This window comes from Bacillus sp. JJ1521 (assembly GCF_036965165.1).
Classification (GTDB): Bacteria; Bacillota; Bacilli; order Bacillales; family Bacillaceae_L; genus Ferdinandcohnia.
In genome coordinates this window covers 188266-190481 of record NZ_JBALOX010000011.1, presented here as the reverse complement: position 1 = coordinate 190481, position 2216 = coordinate 188266, and the positions used below count along the sequence as shown (strand labels likewise).

The window sequence follows — 2216 nt, the reverse complement described above, 5'->3', positions numbered from 1 at the left end:
CAATTACATATACACCAATCCAATCATTTATTACATTCAACTTCGTAAGAAGCAGGAAAACATGTTCCAATTCAGCGTTTTCCATTACATATCACAATGTCCACATAAAAACGACAACTTGTTATTAACTCCTAGATGAAAGCGCTTTTGTATACTAGTACGAATTTTTACTTAGGTTTCAATTCTATTTGTAATAGATTACTAGTTAAAAAACGAGGGGGTTATTTTTTATGAAGAAAGCTTTACGTTTAGTATCATTGCTAGTTTTATTATTAATTCCAGTTCTGAGCGCATGTAGTGATTCGGAACAAACTGGTGACACTTCATCTGGGGATTCTGGAAAAGATTCAGGTAAAAAATACAAGGTTGGTATTCTAGCTCCGGCTGTAACACATGGTTGGGTCGCAGCAGTTGCGTACAATGCGGAAGCGCGTGCGAAGGAACTTTCCGGTGAGATCGAGTATCAAATACAAACAAGTAGTAACGCAGCAGAGATGACTTCACAATTAGATGATTTAATGACGTGGGGTGCAGAAGCGATTGTCGCGTTCCCACAATGGGAAGGTATGGAAGTACCGATTCAAAGGGCAATAGATGAGGGCATTAAGGTCATTAACTTTGATATCGCTATTGATGTAGATGGGGTCTATCGTGTTGCAGGAGATAATGAAGACATGGGTGTTCAAGGTGCAAATTACATTGTTGACAAAATCGGTAAAGAAGGAAATGTTGTTATTCTTGAGGTTCCAACCTCTGGTTCAGTTTCCGAGTTGCGTAAGAAGGGGTTTGTTGAAACAATTGAAGGGCTCGCTCCAGATATTGAACTTAAAACGTATGCGACTCAGTTTACAAGAGAAGATGGTTTGAAGGATTTTGCGGATATTTTAACAAGCCTTGATAAAATAGATGCTGTATATTCCTTGGACGATGAAACTTCCGTTGGTGTGTTACAAGCTATAAAAGAAGCGGGAAGAACAGATATCAAAGTAGTAACTGGTGGCGGTGGTATGCAGGAATATTTCAAGATGATGCCAGAGAATGAAGATATCTGGATCCAATCTGCACTGTACAGCCCGGCAATGGTTAAGGATGCTGTTGATGTGGCACTTAAGGTTTTAAAGGGTGAGAATGTGGAAAAGGAAACCATTATTCCTACAACAATCGTTGATAGAGACAATTATAAAGATTTCCTCGACGAGGGTTCACCTTATTAAGAAAAAGGCTCGTAAATCATGGGGGCTATGGCACTACTGCTATGGCCCATCTCTTTTACCTTCTTTGTGAGTGAAGTAATTGATTTTAAAGGTTTGGAAGTGATTGCATGATAATTGAGATGACACATATTCGTAAATCATTTGGAAGCAATGATGTACTTAAGGATGTATCATTTTCCTTAAAAGGCGGTGAGATCTGCGCATTGCTTGGTGAAAATGGGGCTGGAAAATCCACTCTAATGAACATATTAGGTGGCGTATTGCAAATGGATTCTGGTTCAATTCAAATTGATCGGAACGAAGTGGAATTTGCCACACCAGCACAATCTCAGGATGCTGGAATTGCCTTCATTCATCAGGAACTGAACTTAATCAATGATTTACCAATCTATGAAAATATGTTTCTCGGTCGTGAGCTAAAAACAAAAAGAGGTAGCCTGGATTTGGAAAAAATGTATCAAGAAACAAAAGAAATGTTTCAAAAAATGAACGTAAATCTAGATCCGAAAAAATTGGTACGTGACCTTGATGCTTCCTATAAACAAATCATTGAAATATGTCGTGCGATAATGTCAAATGCATCTTTCATTATCATGGATGAACCGACCACTTCCTTAACTGATCAGGAAATTGAGAGAGTATTTGCGATGATGAGAACACTTAAGGAGCATAATGTCGGGATTATTTTTATCTCTCACAAATTAAATGAAGTGTTGGAAATTTGTAATCGTTACCTTGTGCTTCGGGATGGGAACTTGGTATCTGAAGGAAATGTAAGTGAAGTGAAAACAAATGATCTTGCACGATATATGGTGGGACATGATGTGAGAACGGAGTCTTTAGTTAGGAAGAAAAAGGTTGGAAATGAGGTACTAAGTGTAGAGGGTTTAACTTCAGGTCATATTTTTAGGGATATTAGCTTTTCAATACGAGCAGGTGAGATAGTAGGTTTTACAGGACTTCTTGGAGATGGTCGATCTGAACTTTTCCAATCAATTTTTG

Annotated in this window: 2 protein-coding genes; both read left to right on the top strand. The window is 38.2% G+C overall.

Translation table 11 applies throughout. From position 1 onward, the window contains the following. The first annotated feature begins 230 nt into the window (after positions 1-230). Positions 231-1214: an ABC transporter substrate-binding protein gene (locus V7147_RS02790; RefSeq protein ID WP_335366335.1), complete on the top strand. Its 984-nt coding sequence runs from the start codon at positions 231-233 to the stop codon at positions 1212-1214. Between the two features lie 107 nt (positions 1215-1321). Next, the coding region (locus V7147_RS02785) for a sugar ABC transporter ATP-binding protein (RefSeq protein WP_335366334.1) at positions 1322-2216 on the top strand (895 nt) is incomplete at its 3' end.

Excerpts from the sequence above, each read along its gene's own strand:
- V7147_RS02790 (WP_335366335.1), top strand. The coding sequence starts at position 231 with ATGAAGAAAGCTTTACGTTTAGTATCATTGCTAGTTTTATTATTAATT.